This window comes from Streptomyces sp. NPDC058664 (genome assembly GCF_042716635.1).
Taxonomy (GTDB): Bacteria; Actinomycetota; Actinomycetes; order Streptomycetales; family Streptomycetaceae; genus Streptomyces.
The window spans coordinates 372608-388641 of sequence record NZ_JBHXRW010000001.1; the positions used below are offsets into that span (position 1 = coordinate 372608).

The 16034-nt window shown below is 72.9% G+C and carries 10 protein-coding genes; 7 read left to right on the forward strand and 3 right to left on the reverse strand.

Translation table 11 applies throughout. The features are described from left to right. The first annotated feature begins 4 nt into the window (after positions 1 to 4). From ACFWUY_RS01600 to galE, 7 genes are all read left to right on the forward strand, one after another. The gene (locus tag ACFWUY_RS01600) at positions 5 to 796 is read left to right on the forward strand and encodes a TIGR03936 family radical SAM-associated protein (RefSeq protein WP_384100764.1); all 792 of its coding nucleotides are present in this window, start codon (positions 5 to 7) and stop codon (positions 794 to 796) included. Between the two features lie 233 nt (positions 797 to 1029). After that, complete coding sequence (locus ACFWUY_RS01605) at positions 1030 to 4932, forward strand: Rne/Rng family ribonuclease (protein ID WP_384100766.1); 3903 nt, start codon at positions 1030 to 1032, stop codon at positions 4930 to 4932. A 246-nt stretch (positions 4933 to 5178) separates the two neighbouring features. After that, entirely contained in the window at positions 5179 to 5499 is a 321-nt protein-coding gene (gene rplU / locus ACFWUY_RS01610; RefSeq protein ID WP_015033583.1) for a 50S ribosomal protein L21, read from the forward strand. 13 nt (positions 5500 to 5512) lie between these two features. Further along, positions 5513 to 5767 carry a 50S ribosomal protein L27 gene (gene rpmA / locus ACFWUY_RS01615; protein WP_030317577.1) on the forward strand — a complete coding sequence of 85 codons (255 nt, stop codon included), beginning with the start codon at positions 5513 to 5515 and terminating at the stop codon, positions 5765 to 5767. Between the two features lie 108 nt (positions 5768 to 5875). Further along, positions 5876 to 7315: a GTPase ObgE gene (gene obgE, locus ACFWUY_RS01620; RefSeq protein ID WP_384100769.1), complete on the forward strand. Its 1440-nt coding sequence runs from the start codon at positions 5876 to 5878 to the stop codon at positions 7313 to 7315. 195 nt (positions 7316 to 7510) lie between these two features. Beyond that, a complete protein-coding gene (locus ACFWUY_RS01625; protein WP_384100771.1) occupies positions 7511 to 9094 on the forward strand; it encodes a glycosyltransferase family 2 protein in 1584 nt (527 codons plus the stop codon). Positions 9095 to 9107: 13 nt separating this feature from the next. Then, a complete protein-coding gene (gene galE, locus ACFWUY_RS01630) occupies positions 9108 to 10094 on the forward strand; it encodes a UDP-glucose 4-epimerase GalE (RefSeq protein WP_384100773.1) in 987 nt (328 codons plus the stop codon). A gap of 118 nt (positions 10095 to 10212) precedes the next feature. Here the strand turns inward: galE and ACFWUY_RS01635 are convergent, their stop codons facing one another. The 3 genes from ACFWUY_RS01635 to ACFWUY_RS01645 form a co-directional block, all read right to left on the reverse strand. Next, a complete protein-coding gene (locus tag ACFWUY_RS01635) occupies positions 10213 to 11319 on the reverse strand; it encodes a glycosyltransferase (RefSeq protein WP_384100836.1) in 1107 nt (368 codons plus the stop codon). Positions 11320 to 11381: 62 nt separating this feature from the next. Continuing rightward, a complete protein-coding gene (locus tag ACFWUY_RS01640; RefSeq protein ID WP_384100775.1) occupies positions 11382 to 14252 on the reverse strand; it encodes a CDP-glycerol glycerophosphotransferase family protein in 2871 nt (956 codons plus the stop codon). Between the two features lie 89 nt (positions 14253 to 14341). Next, complete coding sequence (locus tag ACFWUY_RS01645) at positions 14342 to 15970, reverse strand: hypothetical protein (RefSeq protein ID WP_384100777.1); 1629 nt, start codon at positions 15968 to 15970, stop codon at positions 14342 to 14344. Positions 15971 to 16034: the final 64 nt, after the last annotated feature.

Sequence of the window (16034 nt, forward strand, 5' to 3'; positions counted from 1 at the left end):
GGCGGTGCAGCGCATCCGACTGCGCTACACCAAGCGCGGCCGCCTCCGGTTCACCAGCCACCGTGACTTCCAGCGCGCTTTCGAGCGTGCACTGCGCCGTGCCGAGGTGCCCATGGCGTACTCGGCCGGCTTCACCCCGCACCCCAAGGTGTCGTACGCCAACGCCGCCCCGACGGGTACGGGATCCGAGGCCGAATACCTCGAGATCGCCCTCACCGAGACGCGCGACCCGGAGACCCTGCGGGTCCTGCTCGACGACTCCCTCCCGGCCGGCCTCGACATCACCGACGCCGTCGAGGCCCGCACCTCGGGCCTCGCCGACCGGCTCACCGCCTCCGTGTGGGAGCTGCGGCTCGAAGGCGTCGGCGTCGAGGACGCCGAGAAGGCCGTCGAGGCGTTTCTCGCGGCCGAGACCGTGGAAGTACAGCGCAAGACCAAGAACGGCGTCCGCACCTTCGACGCGCGTTCCGCGGTCACCGAGCTGACGGCGACCCGTCCCCAGGGCGATCCCCAGGGTGATAGGCCGCTGGACAGCGCCTGTGCGATACTGCGGCTGGTTGTTCGGCACGTAACACCTGCCGTGCGACCCGACGACGTCCTGTCCGGTCTCCGAGCCGTGGCCGACCTGGCGCCGCCGGTCCCCGCTGCGGTGACCAGGCTGGCGCAGGGGCTCTTCGACGAGGAGTCCGGCACGGTGACCGACCCGCTCGCGCCCGACCGCGAGGCAGTCACGGCCGCATCTACCACGGCCGCCGCGACCGCCTCTGCGACGGCGCCGGGTGCCGGCATCGCGTAAGGAGCGGTCGTCGTAGCGATGCCCTGGTACTCGGGAGCCACCTGGGTCGGGCACCGCACTGACCAGGAGACTTTCGCCAGGCCGTGCGCACAGGGCGTACGGAACCGGCGAGCCAGACATACAGCTCCCGTGCGGCGCCCGCGCCCCGGACGACGGCACCGCGCCACAGGCGCGACCGTGCCGCCGGACCGGAACAAGGCGCGGCGCCCGGGAGCGTGACGGGAGAACCCCGCATGCTCGAGTCCAACGAAGACACCAACGCGCCCGGTGACAAGCTGCCGCCGCGCCGCAGGCGCCGCGCCGCTTCCCGCCCCGCCGGTCCGCCGGTGACGGGTACGGCCGCCGATTCCACCGAGACCACGGCGACCGAGGCCCCGGCCCCCGCCGCGGAGGCCGCCCCGGCCGTCGAGGCCGAGGCCGCACCCGCGCCGCGCACCCGCCGCCGCGCCACCCGCAAGGCCACCGCCCCGGCCGCGGAGACCACCGCGCCCGGCGTGGAGGCCCCGGAGCCGGCCGCCGCGGCGACCGCGACCGCCGAGGCCGTCACGGAGGAGGCCCCCGAGGCCGCCCCCGCCCGCCCGCGCCGTCGCGCCACCCGCAAGGCCACCTCGCCGGTGACCCCCACGGCCGTCGCCGACGAGCCCGCCGAGACCACGCTTCCCGCCCCGGCCGCGACCGCCGAGGCCGTGGAGGAGGCCCCCGAGGCCGCTCCGCCGCGCACCCGCCGTCGCGCCACCCGCAAGGCCACCGCCCCGGCCGGCGCGCCCGCCGCCGCCGAGGAGACCGTGGTCGCCGCCCCCGCCGCCGAGCCGGTCGCCGAACAGCCGGTCGCGGAGGCCGTCGAGGCCGAGGCCGCACCCGCGCCGCGCACCCGCCGCCGCGCCACCCGCAAGGTCACCTCGCCCGAGGCGGCCCCCGAGGCCCCCGCCGCCGAGGTCGCCACCGAGGCTCCCGCCGCGGGCGAGTCGCTGCCCCCGGCCGCCGTCGCGCAGATCGCCGCCGACGAGGCCGAGGTCGCCGCCGCCGAGACCGCCGCCACCCGTGGCCGTGGCCGCCGCCGCGCGACCTCCCCGCAGTTCACCTCCGAGCCGGCCCCGGTCCGGGAGACGCGCCGTGCCGCGCGCCCCGCCGTCGCCGTCTTCCAGGCCCCGGTCTTCGCCGAGCCGATGTTCCAGACCCCGGAGACCGCCGCCGCCGCGGCCGCCGCCGGCGCCGTGGAGCCGGAGGACGAGGAGGCGGTCGAGGAGATCGAGACCGTCGAGGCCGAGGCCGCCCCGGCCCCTGAGCCCGCCGAGGCCGGCTCCCGCCGTCGCCGTCGCCGCCGTGGCGAGCCCGTCGCCGTCGAGCCCGTCCCGGCCACCGTCGCCGACGAGCCCGAGGTCGAGGCCGTCGCCGACGAGATCGAGGAGACCGCCGAGGCCGAGGAGTCCGAGGAGGCGGACGAGTACGAGGACCGCCCGTCCCGCCGTCGCCGCCGTGGTGGCCGTCGCCGCCGTCGCGGCGAGCTCTCCGAGGCCGAGGAGGCCGAGGAGGGCGAGGAGCCGCACGCGGAGGACGAGGCCGAGGAGGGCGAGGAGGAGCCGGAGGACGCCGAGGCCTACGCCGGCGGCTCCAGCAGCTCCCGCCGTCGCCGTCGCCGTCGCCGTCGCAGCGGGGACGCCTCCGCCGACGTCGAGGGCGCCGACGAGGAAGGCGTCCGTACGGTCGTCAAGGTCCGCGAGCCCCGCCCGGCCCGTGAGAAGGCCGAGCCCGGCACCGGCGCCGACGAGGTCCAGTCCATCAAGGGCTCGACCCGTCTGGAGGCCAAGAAGCAGCGCCGCCGCGAGGGCCGCGAGCAGGGCCGCCGCCGCGTCCCGATCATCACCGAGGCCGAGTTCCTGGCCCGTCGCGAGGCCGTCGAGCGCGTCATGGTCGTCCGCCAGAACGGCGAGCGCACCCAGATCGGCGTCCTGGAAGACAACGTGCTCGTCGAGCACTACGTCAACAAGGAACAGGCCACCTCGTACGTCGGCAACGTCTACCTGGGCAAGGTCCAGAACGTGCTGCCGTCCATGGAGGCCGCGTTCGTCGACATCGGCAAGGGCCGCAACGCCGTCCTGTACGCCGGTGAGGTCAACTTCGAGGCGCTCGGCATGGGCAACGGCCCGCGCCGCATCGAGACCGCCCTCAAGTCCGGCCAGTCGGTCCTCGTCCAGGTGACCAAGGACCCGATCGGCCACAAGGGCGCCCGTCTGACCAGCCAGGTCTCGCTGCCCGGCCGCTACCTGGTGTACGTGCCCGAGGGCTCGATGACCGGCATCAGCCGCAAGCTCCCGGACACCGAGCGCGCCCGTCTCAAGACCATCCTCAAGAAGATCGTCCCCGAGGACGCGGGCGTCATCGTGCGCACCGCCGCCGAGGGCGCGAGCGAGGACGAGCTGCGCCGCGACGTCGAGCGTCTGCAGGCCCAGTGGGAGGACATCCAGAAGAAGGCGAAGAGCGGCAACGCCCCGACGCTGCTCTACGGCGAGCCGGACATGACCGTCCGGGTCGTCCGCGACATCTTCAACGAGGACTTCTCCAAGGTCATCGTCAGCGGTGACGACGCGTGGGAGACCATCCACGGGTACGTCCACCACGTCGCCCCGGACCTGACCGACCGCCTGTCCCGGTGGACCAGCGAGGTCGACGTCTTCGCGACGTACCGGATCGACGAGCAGCTCATGAAGGCGCTCGACCGCAAGGTCTGGCTGCCGAGCGGCGGCTCGCTGGTGATCGACAAGACCGAGGCGATGATCGTCGTCGACGTCAACACCGGCAAGTTCACCGGCCAGGGCGGCAACCTCGAAGAGACCGTGACGAGGAACAACCTCGAGGCGGCCGAGGAGATCGTGCGTCAGCTGCGGCTGCGCGACCTCGGCGGCATCGTCGTCATCGACTTCATCGACATGGTCCTGGAGTCCAACCGCGACCTGGTGCTGCGCCGCCTCCTGGAGTGCCTGGGCCGGGACCGGACCAAGCACCAGGTGGCCGAGGTCACCTCGCTCGGCCTGGTGCAGATGACCCGCAAGCGGGTCGGCCAGGGCCTCCTGGAGTCCTTCTCCGAGACCTGCGTCCACTGCAACGGCCGCGGTGTCATCGTGCACATGGAGCAGCCGACCACCGCCGGTGGCGGTGGCGGCGGCAAGCGCGCGAAGAAGCGCGGCCGCGGGGGCGCCGAGCACGTCCACGAGCACGAGCACGCCGAGGCCCCGGAGACCGACGTCGAGACCCTGGTCGAGACCGAGGCCGAGGTCGCGGCCGAGCTGGCCGCCCCGGTGGCCCTGCCCGAGCCGATCGCCCCCGACGAGGAGCTGTACGGCTCCGTCGCCGAGGCCGAGGCCGCCGCCACCCGCGGCCGGGGCCGCCGTCGCGCGACCCGCAGGGTGTCGGCGCCGGCCACCGCGCGGCCGGTCGTGGAGACCGAGGCCGTCGAGTACGAGGCGAAGCCGCGGCCCGTCGCGGAGGCCGAGCCGGTCGCCGCGCCGGAGCCGGTCGTGGAGCAGCCGGTCGCCGCGCCGGAGCCCGTCGTGGCGCCCGAGCCCGTCGCCGAGCCGGTGGCCGAGGAGACCGCGGCCCCGGCCCCGCGCGGCCGTCGCCGCGCCACGCGCCGGGCGACCTCTCCGGTCGTCTCGACCACGGAGCCGGCCGCCGAGCCGGTCGTCGTCGAGCCGGCGGTGACCGAGCCGGTCGCCGCCGAGCCGGTCGCCGAGGCCGCCCCGGAGCCCGTCGTGGAGCCGGTCGCCGAGCCCGTCGTCGAGGAGGCCCCCGCGGCCGCCCCGCCGCGTGCCCGTCGCCGGGTGGTCCGCAAGGCCACCGCGCCCGCCGGTTCGCCCTCGGGCGCCGAGGAGGCCGCCGTCGTCGTGGTGACCACGGCTCCGGCCGGGACCGCCGAAGCGCCGGCCGAGGCGGTCGCCGAGGCACCCGCCGAGGCCGAGCCCGCCCCCGCCAAGAAGACGGCGGCGCGCAAGACCGCGGCGAAGAAGACCACGGCCAAGAAGGCCGCCGCCAAGAAGACGGCGGCGACCAAGAAGACCGCGGCGACGAAGAAGACCACCGCCAAGAAGGCCCCGGCGAAGAAGGCGGCGGAGAAGACCGCCGCGCCTTCCCAGGACTGACCGGCGGGCACGGGCCGCCCTCCCCGCGGGGAGGGCGGCCCGTGCCGATCGGGCGAATTTGACCCTCGAAGGCAGCCGCCCGTAACCTAGACCGTCGGCGTGTCTATCGACGCGCCGCGCCTCTGAGCAACTCCCTCCCGCTCGTCGGGAGAGGCCGCTCGTCCGATTCCGGAACGCCGCGGGCCCTCGGGTCCGTGTGAGTGGCTGGCTTCAGAGGTTTCGATCCCGAGTGAGAGAGAGATCCGCGTGTACGCCATCGTGCGCAGCGGTGGTCGCCAGCACAAGGTTGCTGTCGGCGACATCGTTGAGGTTGACAAGATTTCCACTGCCAAGGTTGGCGACACGGTCGAGCTCTCGACCCTGCTCGTTGTCGACGGCGACGCCGTGACCAGCGACCCGTGGGTCCTGGCCGGCATCAAGGTCACGGCCGAGGTCGTGGACCACCACAAGGGCGCCAAGATCGACATCCTGCGCTACAAGAACAAGACCGGCTACCGCCGTCGCCAGGGTCACCGCCAGCAGTACACGGCGATCAAGGTCACCGGTATCCCCGCGGCTGCGAAGTAAGAGGGACTGAGACATGGCACACAAGAAGGGCGCATCGTCCACCCGGAACGGGCGCGACTCCAATGCCCAGCGGCTCGGCGTGAAGCGCTTCGGCGGTCAGGTCGTCAACGCGGGTGAGATCCTGATCCGCCAGCGTGGCACCCACTTCCACCCGGGCTCCGGCGTCGGCCGTGGCGGCGACGACACGCTGTTCGCCCTGCAGGCCGGTTCGGTGCAGTTCGGCACCCACCGTGGCCGCAAGGTCGTGAACATCGTTCCGGTCGCCTGATCGGATCTTTGCGGAGGCGGACCTCACTTCCCGTAACGGGAAGCGGGTCCGCCTTTCGCGTGTTACTAGATAGACATTCCACCCAGAAGTAACTGGAGGCACAGAACCATGACCACCTTCGTGGACCGCGTCGAGCTGCATGTCGCCGCGGGTAACGGGGGCCACGGCTGCGCCTCCGTTCACCGGGAGAAGTTCAAGCCCCTCGGCGGACCCGACGGCGGCAACGGCGGCCGTGGCGGCGACGTGACCCTGGTCGTCGACCAGGCGGTCACCACGCTCCTCGAGTACCACCACTCGCCCCACCGCAAGGCGACCAACGGCCAGCCCGGCGCCGGTGACAACCGCTCCGGCAAGGACGGCCAGGACCTCGTCCTGTACGTGCCCGACGGCACCGTCGTCCTCGACAAGCAGGGCAACGTGCTCGCCGACCTGGTCGGCCAGGGCACCACCTTCGTCGCGGGCCAGGGCGGCCGCGGCGGCCTCGGCAACGCCGCGCTCTCCTCCGCGCGCCGCAAGGCCCCCGGCTTCGCGCTCCTCGGCGAGCCCGGGGAGGCGCGGGACATCGTCCTCGAACTGAAGACCGTCGCCGACGTGGCGCTCGTCGGCTACCCGAGCGCCGGCAAGTCCTCGCTCATCTCGGTCCTCTCGGCCGCCAAGCCGAAGATCGCGGACTACCCCTTCACCACCCTGGTGCCGAACCTGGGCGTCGTCACGGCCGGCTCGACCGTCTACACGATCGCCGACGTGCCCGGTCTCATCCCCGGCGCCAGCCAGGGCCGCGGTCTGGGCCTGGAGTTCCTGCGTCACGTCGAGCGCTGCTCGGTCCTCGTGCACGTCCTGGACACGGCGACGCTGGAGTCCGACCGCGATCCGGTCTCCGACCTCGACATCATCGAGGAGGAGCTGCGGCAGTACGGCGGCCTGGAGGACCGGCCCCGCGTCGTCGTGCTCAACAAGGTCGACATCCCGGACGGCCAGGACCTCGCGGACATGATCCGCCCGGACCTGGAGGCGCGCGGCTACCAGGTGTTCGAGGTCTCCGCCGTGGCCCGTCTCGGCCTCAAGGAGCTCTCCTTCGCCCTCGCCGGCATCGTCGCCGAGGCGCGCGCGTCCAAGCCGAAGGAGGAGGCGACCCGTATCGTCATCCGTCCGAAGGCCGTCGACGACGCGGGCTTCACGGTCACGTACGACGAGGCCGAGGAGGTGTACCGGGTGCGCGGCGAGAAGCCGGAGCGCTGGGTCCGCCAGACCGACTTCAGCAACGACGAGGCCGTGGGCTACCTGGCCGACCGCCTCAACCGCCTCGGCGTCGAGGACCAGCTGATGAAGGCCGGTGCCCGCGCGGGCGACGGCGTCGCGATCGGTTCCATCGAGAACGCGGTCGTCTTCGACTGGGAGCCGTCGATGATGGCCGGCGCCGAGATGCTGGGCCGTCGTGGCGAGGACCACCGTCTGGAGGCCCCGCGTCCGGCGGCGCAGCGCCGCCGTGACCGCGACGCGGAGCGCGACGACCCGCAGCGCGAGTTCGACGAGTTCAACCCGTTCTAGCCGGGCCCGGGCGGCGCACTCCGCCCGTTCGCCCTTCTGCGGCCGTCCGACGCCCGCGAGGTCCTCAGGGACCGAGCGGTGCGCGGGCGGCCGTCGGCGTTCCCGGAGGACGGGAAGGGGCGGCCCCGGGAGTCCCGTACCATCATCCGTGTGAGTAGTATCACTTCCCCTCAGGTGGCAGGAAAGCTCGGCGTTGTGGTAATCGCACACAATGACGAGGTGTTGGTCGGTGAGGCGATCCGGTCCGTGCTCGACCAGGGCCCCGTGGTCGCCGAAGTCGTGGCCGTCGACGACGGATCGAGCGACGGCACGGCCCGGGTCCTGGACGAACTGGCCGCCCTGCACCCCCGGCTCCGGGTCGTCCACCGCGCGGAGAACAGCGGCGGCTGCGGCACCCCCCGCAACGACGGCTTCCGGGCCGTCACCGCTCCCATCGTGATATTCCTCGACAGCGACGACATCCTGCCCGAGGGTGCCGCCGAGGCCCTGGTGGCGGCGGCCGAACGCCACGGCGCCCCCGTCGCGGTCGGCGCCTGCGTACGGCGCGAGCTGCCCGAGGGCCGCGACGTGCGCTGGCAGCCCGCGCTCTACCACGAGCCCGCCGTCCTGGAGACGGCGGCGGACCTCACGCCGCTGGTGCACGACACGCTCTGCGTCAACAAGGTGTACGACCGCGCCTTCCTCGCCGAGCACGGCATCCGCTTCCCCGACGGCCGCTGCGTCTACGAGGACTTCCTCTTCACCGCCCGCGTCCTGGCCGCCGCGCCGCGCGTCGCCGTCGTCCCCGACACCGTCTACATCTGGCACGTGCGACGGGCCACGGCCCGGCTGTCGATCTCCCTCGACCGGGACGGCATCGCGAACTGGCGGGCGCGGATCGCCGCCCACCGCATGGCCGTGGAGACCTTCGAGTCGGCCGGCCGCAAGGAACTCGCCGCGGCCTGCCGCACCAAGTTCCTCGAACACGACCTGCTCCTGTACGCACGGGAGTTGAGGCTGCGCGACGCCGCGTACCGCACCGGATGGTGGGAGCTGGCCCGGGAGCACCTGGCGACCTTCGGGGAGGGCGACATCGCCGCCGCGACCCCGCCCGCCCGCTGGGCGGCCCGGTTCGTCCTCGCCGCCGAGGAGCCCCGGGACCTGCTCCGGCTGTCCCGGCTCGCCGCGGACCCCGCCCGGCTGCTCCCGCCGTACGCCCGGAGCGGGGGAGCCGCCGTCTGGTCCGAGGACCTGCCCGTGGAACTCGACGGCGTGGACACCCTGCCGCTCGCCGGGCTTCCGCTGCTCGTCGACGGCGAACTGAGGCGGGGGGCGGCCGGGGGCCGGCTGCGGTTCACGGTCCGCGACCTGTACGGACGGCTGCGCGCGGACGCTCCCCGTACCGCCCGCGTCGACTTCCTGCCCCGGGGCGCCGACACGCCCGTCCGCACCGAGCGGGCCGAGCTGGGCGAGGTGCCGGGCGGCTGGTCCGGCCACGTCCCCGTGGGGCTCACGGCCCTGGCCCGCGAGGGCTGCCGCCGGGGGCGGAGGGGCGTCCAGCTCTGGGACGTCCGGATCACGGTGACCTGTGCGGACGGCGCGTCCTTCACGACGGCGCCGCGGCTGCCGGAGGACCGGCAGCGACGGTCGGTCGTGCCGAGCAGCCGGTACGGTGTACTGCTGGTGCGGCAGTACACCACGGCGAACGGCTCGCTGGCGGTACGGCTCGCACCCGGTGTCCGTGACGGGCTCCGGGCGGTGGGGGCCAGGCTCCGCAGGCTCTCCCGCAGTTCTCAGTGAAAGGGGTTTGGGCATGACTTACCTGATCACCGGCGGCGCCGGATACATCGGCTCCCACGTGGTCCGCGCCATGACGCGGGCGGGCGAGCGGGTCGTCGTCCTCGACGACCTGTCCACGGGATACGAGGAGCGGGTGCCCGAAGGCGTTCCCCTGGTGGTCGGTTCCACCCTCGACCGCGAGGTCCTCGACCGGACGATCGCCGAGCACGGCGTGACGGGCGTCGTCCACCTCGCCGCCAAGAAGCAGGTCGGCGAGTCCGTCGAACTGCCGCTGCACTACTACCGCGAGAACGTCATCGGTCTCACCGTCCTCCTGGAGGCGGTCGCCGCCGCGGGCGTGCGCAACTTCCTCTTCTCCTCCTCGGCCGCCGTCTACGGCATGCCGGACGTGGACCTCGTCACCGAGGAGACCCCCTGCCTGCCGCTCAGCCCGTACGGCGAGACGAAGCTGGTGGGCGAGTGGCTGGTCCGCGCCGCGGGCGCCGCGCACGGCATCTCCACGGCCTGTCTGCGCTACTTCAACGTGGCCGGCGCCGCGGCCCCGGAGCTCGCCGACACGGGCGTCTTCAACCTGGTCCCGATGGTCTTCGAGCGCCTCGACGCGGGGGAGTCCCCGCGGATCTTCGGTGACGACTACGACACGCCCGACGGCACCTGCATCCGTGACTACATCCACGTCGAGGACCTGGCCGACGCGCATCTCGTCGCCGCGCGCAAGCTCGCCGAGTGGGCCGAGGCGGGCGAGCCGCGCGACCTGACGGTCAACATCGGCCGTGGCGAGGGCGTCTCCGTCACCGAGATGGTCGAGCTGATCAACGAGATCACCGGCCACACCATCGCCCCCGTGGTCACCCCGCGCCGCCCCGGCGACCCGGCGCGGGTCGTCGCCGCCGCCGACCGCATCGCCGCCGAGCTCGGCTGGAAGGCCCGTCACGACGTGCGCGACATGATCGGCTCCGCCTGGGAGGGCTGGGTCGCCCGCCGCGCCGCGGCGGTCTGACCGCCCGGGTCACCGCGAGCAACCGCCCGGGTCACCGCGAGCACACGACGGGGGAAGGGCCGGGGAGTACGCACTCCCCGGCCCTTCCCCCGTGTCGGTACGCGGTTCCGGCCGGCCCTCAGCGCTCCAGGAAGGCGAAGAGCGCCTCCCAGCGGTCGGTGATCTCGTCGGCGGCGTACCGCTTCACGTTCTCGAAGGCCGCGTCCCCCATGCGGTCCCGCAGTTCCTTGTCGGTGATCAGCGTGCTGATGTGGCCGCCGAGCTCCATGGTGTTGCCCAGCCGTGCGAGCAGACCGTCCTCACCGTCCCGGATGATCTCCCGGACGCCCGGCGCGCAGTCGAAGGCGGCACAGGGCACTCCGGCCGCCATCGCTTCGAGCAGGGTGATCGGGAAGCCCTCGGCCCGGGAGGCCTGGGCGAAGACCGAGGCCCGGGAGAGCGCCCCGAGGACGTCGGTGGTGCGTCCCATCCACTCCACGGAGCCGTCGAGGCCGAGGTCGGTGGTCCGGCGGCGCAGCGTTTCCTCCTCGTCACCCGTCCCGTAGATCCGCAGCTTCCACTCGGGGTGCCGGGGCGCGACCTCCGCCCAGCTGTCGAGCAGTATGTCCACGCCCTTCTCGTGCGAGAGGCGGCCGACGCTGGCGACGGCCTTCTCGGTGCGCGGCGCCGGGACCTCGGGCATGAAGGGCAGGGCGTTGGGCATGTGGCCGACGTTGTCCATGCCGGCCCGGATCCACCGGTCCGCGTCGCCCGGGGTGAGGACGAGGAGCCGGTCGACGTCCTTGTAGTACCGCTTCACCCGGGCGAACCGGGAGGAGGCGGCGGTGGCCGCGTACGACTCGTGGCTCATGCCGATGACGACGAGGCCCTTGGTGTCGGCGAGGGCCACCCACTCCATCGCCCAGGCCTGGGTCACGATCACGACGGCGCCGGACCGGGCGGCGGCGAAGAGGGCCGTCATCCGGTCGGCCCGCTCCCGCATGCCGGCGGCACGGACCGCGTTGCGGCGGCGCTCGGCCGCGTTGAGCCTGCCCTTGACGCCGCGCAGGGTACGGATCTTCGGCGGGTGCGCGTCGTACAGCGTCGTGGTGTCGTACGGCAGCGGGTCGGGGAACTCGTGTCCGCGCCCGGCGGGGGCCGGGCGGATGCCGATGACGTGGACCCGGTGGCCGCGGCCGGTGAACTCCCGGGCCATCTGGTGGGTCCAGGTCGTCACCCCGCCCATCTCGTCCACGCTGTTGGAGACGATGAAGATGTCACGGCCGCCGGACACGGTGGGCTGGTTGGTCACTTCCCGCTCCTGGTGAAGAACTCGTCGACGATCCGACGGGCCGCGTCGCCCCGGTCGTACTCGCTGAATTCCGCGTTGAACCGGCGGCGCGCCGCCGCGTACTTGATGTCGGCCTCGTCCCGCAGATTGGCGACCGCGTCGAAGAACTCGTCCTCCGTCTCCACGACCGGGCCGGGCGCGCGTTCCTTGAGGTCGAAGTAGGTGCCCCGGTTCTCCGTGGCGTACTCGTCGTAGTCGTACGCGAAGAAGACCATCGGGCGGTCGAGCAGCCCGTAGTCGAACATCACGGAGGAGTAGTCCGTGACGAGACCGTCCGCCAGGGCGAGCAGCGGGGTGACGTCGTGGTGACGGGAGACGTCGACGACCCGGCCCCGGACCGACGCCGGAATCCACACGCTGTTCAGGTAGTGCGTCCTGATCAGGAGCGTGTAGGTGTCGCCGAAGCGCTCCGCGAACTCCTCGATGTCGAAGGGCCAGGTGAAGGGGCGTACCTTCCCGCCCGGGTGGGCGCGGAAGGTCGGCGCGTACAGCAGCACCTGCTTCTCCGGGTCGATGCCCAGCTCGGCCGCGAGCGGCCCCCGCTCCCGGCGCCCGGTCCTGCTCTCCTCGGCGCGGGCCCGCACGAGGTCGTCGTTGCGCGGGTAGCCCACCGGCAGCAGCACCTCGTCGCGCAGCCGGAAGCCCTTGGCGAGGGTGTGCCGGTCGTGCTCGCCGCGGATGAGGAAGTGGTCGAAGCGGTCCAGGGACTTCTGGAACGACTCCTGCGCGGCCAGCCCCCGGGACTTGGTGTGGGGCTCGTCGAAACCCATCCGCTTGAGCGCCGTGCCGTGCCAGGTCTGGATGTACGTGGTGCCCGCCCGCTTCGTGAGGCGCAGCGGAAACCCCTGGTTGTCGATCCAGAACTCGGCCTGCGCCAGCGCCCGCAGGTACTGCCAGCTCCAGCGCCGGACGAGGGTGACGTCCTCGGGGAAGCCGGTGGGCTTCGCCCCCGCGTAGGACCAGACGGCCTCGAACGCGACGCCCCGGCGGCGCATCTCCTCGTAGATCGCCTTCGGGCTGTCGCTGTACTGCCTGCCGAGGTGGCTCTCGAAGACGACGAGCCCCTTGCGGATCGGCAGCCTGCTGTAGAACTCGTGGTACACGCGGAGCTTGGTCTCGCCCGAGTTCAGGTCCTTCTTCGCCTTGAGCAGGCGCCGCAGCCCGGTCTTCGCCAGTCCGGCGGCGCGCCCGTGCATGGCGCCCTCGATCATCGCCGAGGTGCGCACGGCCGCCTTGCCCTCGGCGACGAGGACGTACGACAGGTTGCCCTTCCTGGTGACCTCGGGGACGAAGCGGTCGGAGACCAGTTTCGTCAGCCGGGGGCGGATCCGCAGGCTCTCGGCCTCGTCGACGGGGGTGCCGCCGACGGACACCCGGGTCCTGAGGCGCTGACCGTCGACCGTGAGGATCAGCCGGACGTCCCAGACCACGTCGATGACGCCGAGGGGCCGTACCGTACGGGCGATGTCCGCCCGGCCCTCCCACTCGATCGAGTCGCCGGCGTGGCGGAGCGCGGTGACCGGGACGCGGGCGGTCCTGCCGCCGACGCTGCGGCGGGGCGAGAACTCCAGGACCGCTTCGAGCTTCGCGTCCGGGCCGATCCGGCCCAGCGGGTTGACCACCCGTCCGGCGAGGCTGACGACCCCGTCACGGCTGGAGTACGAGGTCAGCCGGTTGCCCAGGGCCAGCGAGGTCAGCGGCCTCGTGTGGTAGTTGGACGGGGTGACGTCCAGGATCCGGCGGCCCTGCTCGGTGTCCAGGTGCTCGGCGCACCAGTAGATCCGCTCGTCCCGCTCGGCGAGCGGGTTGGTGAGCCGGCCCGGGTTGGTGAGCGCCTCGGTGGCCGGCAGGAGGTTGGTCCAGTCCTCCTTGCTCAGCAGGTAGGCGCAGATGGCCTGCAGGCGGTTGACCTCCTCGTACGCCCGCGGGTCGATCTCGGCGAGATAGCCGTTGGCCAGCTCGGCGAACTCCCGGCGGTAGTCCTCGCCGAGGAGCGGCAGGTCCCGCAGGTGGAGGACCAGGTCGTGCTTGAGGAACTTGATGTCCTTGCGGTACTTGAGCTCGTCGTGGCCCTCGCTCTCCAGGAGGGCGTCCACCCGGCGGTGGATCTCCATGCGGTGCACGAAGTTGGCGATCTCGTGCCGCCGGTTGCTGATCGACTTGGCGGCGGCGCTCTCCTGCACGTTCCAGTAGTAGACGTGGTTGGGGATCAGCGTGATCCGGTTCGCGGCGACGTAGGCCCTGGCCGAGAAGAGCAGGTCCTCGTAGTGGATCCCGACCGGGAACTCCAGCCCCTGTTCGAGGAGGAACGCGCGCCGGTAGCACTTGTTCGTCGACAGGGTGTCGAAGACCAGCAGGTCGGGCAGCTCGGTGATCGAGTCGATCGTCCGGGTCCGCGAGTAGAGCCAGGGGTACCACTCGGTGGTCCTGCGGTTGCGGCTGTCCAGATGGACCCGGACGCACAGGCCGGAGACCAGGTCGGAGCCGGTGCTCTCGGCGGCGGCGAGCATGTTGCGGCAGGCGTTGCGCTCCAGCACGTCGTCACTGTCGAGGAACATGACGTACGTGCCGGTGGCCTGCCGGATGCCGTGGTTGCGAGGCGCGCCGCAGCCACCGCTGTTGCGGGGCAGCTGGAACGCCCGCACCCGGTCGGGGTGTTCGGCGGCGAGCGCCTGGGCGACCGCGTACGTGTCGTCCTTGCTGCAGTCGTCGACGATCACCACTTCGACGCCGTGCAGGGTCTGATCCAGAACCGACCGCACGGCCGTCGGCAGACGCTCTGCGTCGTTGTAGGCGATGACGACCACGGAGACGTCAGGCACTTGCACCTCGATTCACTTGTCTTTCCTCCAGACGCCCCCAAACTACCTTGTGTTCAGGGTCGGTCACGCAGTGTCATATGCCGCCGGGTCCTCGGTCAGGGGCGGCTCAGCCGGTCCACGCCGTAGTACGCGGCCGTGCACCGGGCGGCCCAGTCCCGGGCGTACACCTTGGTGAAGAAGGGCTCCGCGAGCCCTCCGATCAGCAGTGGGCGGTACGTCACGTCCGTCCGGCCGGCCGCCGCCTCCGCCCGGATGCGGGCGTCCTGCCGGTCCCACGCCAGGCTGCGCGCCACCGTCTGCGTGGTCAGCGTCCGTACCGTGGGCACCAGCGCGGCCGTACCGGCCACGGCGACGGCCCCGGCGGCGACGAGAGCCGCGCAGCGCGCGGCACGGACGCCTCGGGGCGCGGGACGTGCACCTGCGGGCGTGGGGTGGGCGCCGGGGGACGCCGGGCGGGTGCCGGGGGATGTGGGGTGGATGTCCGTGGGCGCGGGGCGCGCCGCGAGCCACCGCCCGAGGCGGTGCCCGAGCCAGGCCCCGTAGCCGCAGAGTGCGATCAGGAACGCCACGAGGAAGCTGGTCCACGCGCGCGCGTACGTCCAGCCGCCCGCCCCGTACCCGCCGCGCAGGCCGTACGTGGCCACCAGGCTCCCCAGCGCGATCAGGGGCACCGGCAGGACGGCGGCGGCCAGGAACGTTCCCCTCGGCGGCCGGTCGGCCGCTTCGCGCGGCGAGGAGCGGCGGTCCGGGAACGCCACCGCCAGACCGACGAGCACCCCGACGGCGAGGGCGCCCGCGTACGCCCACTGCCCGCCGATCGTCTCCCAGATCCGGTTCCAGTCCCGGAGCGTCGCCCCGAGCTCGGACAGCGACAGCGGCCTCTCCGGCTGCTGGGAGCGCCGCCAGCGGGCGCCGGGCGACGTGGAGAGCACCACGAGACCGGCCACGAGGCCCAGGCACCAGGCCGCACACCAGGTCGAGGCGTACCGGTCACGGGTGAGACCGAGCCGGGGGAGGCAGAGCACGCCCGCCGCCGCGGCGATCAGTCCGGACATCGCGACGAAGGGCTCGCTGAGCGTGCCGGCCGCGGTGCCGAACACGACCGCCGAGCCGACGGCGGTACTGCGTGCCCAGCGCCACCGGCTCCGGGCCGCCCACACGGCGGAGAGGACCGCCCAGACACCGAGAATGCTCGGCACGGTGTGGGACACGGTGGCCGGAGCCCAGAGCAGCGCCTGGTACGGGCGGGTACCCGCGAAGAGCAGCAGCGCCTCCAGGACCAGGACGGCCGCCGCGGTCGCCGCCGGGGGGAACGGCAGGCGCAGCGCGCGCAGCGCCTCGCGGGCGAGGAGGAAGAGGCCGGCGGCGAGCGCGACCACCAGGAAGGCGGGCAGCAGCTTCGGCCCGCGCATGTCCTCGGAGTAGAGCAGACCGGTCAGGAAGGCGTTCGTCACGCGCCCGTTCTGCGTACGGTAGAAATCCGCGGTGATGCCCAGGACGCCCATGTCCCGGGCCTTCCACAGCGCGCACCAGTCGTCCGACGTGGGGCGTACGTAGACGCCGAGGAAGGCGCCGACCGACAGCAGGGCCCCGGCGCAGACGGCGACGACGAACGAGACGCCGCGCAGCGCCCGGGGGAGCCGCCCTCCGTAGGCGGTCCCGCCGTCCTCGCCGTCCTCCGGCCTTCGTACCTCGCCGCGCTCCGAGATGGTCGTCCTGCTCACCGGTGGTCGCTCCCGCTGACCCGAAGGTCGCCTCTATGGGTGACAAATGGGTGAAACTGTCACG